Origin of the sequence: Acidiphilium sp. PM (assembly GCF_000219295.1) — a bacterium.
Lineage (GTDB): Bacteria > Pseudomonadota > Alphaproteobacteria > Acetobacterales > Acetobacteraceae > Acidiphilium > Acidiphilium multivorum.
Genome location: NZ_AFPR01000432.1, coordinates 1 through 506, shown reverse-complemented (window position 1 = coordinate 506; position 506 = coordinate 1). Strand labels below are relative to the sequence as shown.

The 506-nt window shown below is 76.5% G+C and carries 1 protein-coding gene; it reads right to left on the bottom strand.

What is annotated here, in order from left to right; genetic code table 11:
* On the bottom strand, positions 1 to 506 hold a 506-nt coding region (locus tag APM_RS13240; protein WP_007423869.1), incomplete at both ends, for an ATP-binding cassette domain-containing protein.

Sequence of the window (506 nt, the reverse complement as noted above, 5' to 3'; positions counted from 1 at the left end):
CGCGGCGCCAGCCCCGCCAGCCGCTTCAGCGCCCGGCCGATCAGGTGGCGCACGCTGTGCGCGCGGTTCAGCGCCGAATCCGGGTTCTGGAAGACGATCTGCAACGCCTTGCGCTGGGCATCGCTCCGCCCCGCCGCCTCCGGCGCGGCAATCTCGCCGTCCAGCTCCACCCGGCTCGCCGCATCCGGGCGGACGAGGCCGAGCAGCAGCCGCGCCAGCGTCGTCTTGCCGCTGCCGCTTTCGCCGACGATGCCGAGCGTCTCCCCCCGCCCGAGCGTGAGCGACACCTCGCCGAGCGCGCGCAGCGCCCGCCCGCCGATCGCGAAGGTCTTGGAAAGATTCTCCGCCCGCAGCACGGTCTCCGCCGGGGCGGCCTCCGGCGGCGCCAGTGCGGCGGCGGGCGCGTCCGCCAGCGTGCCCGCGCGTTGCCAGTGATGGCAGCGCGTCGTCTGCTCCCCCTCGCGGTGCGGCGGCGGCGGGCGGGTCCGGCAGGTCTGATCGGCCAG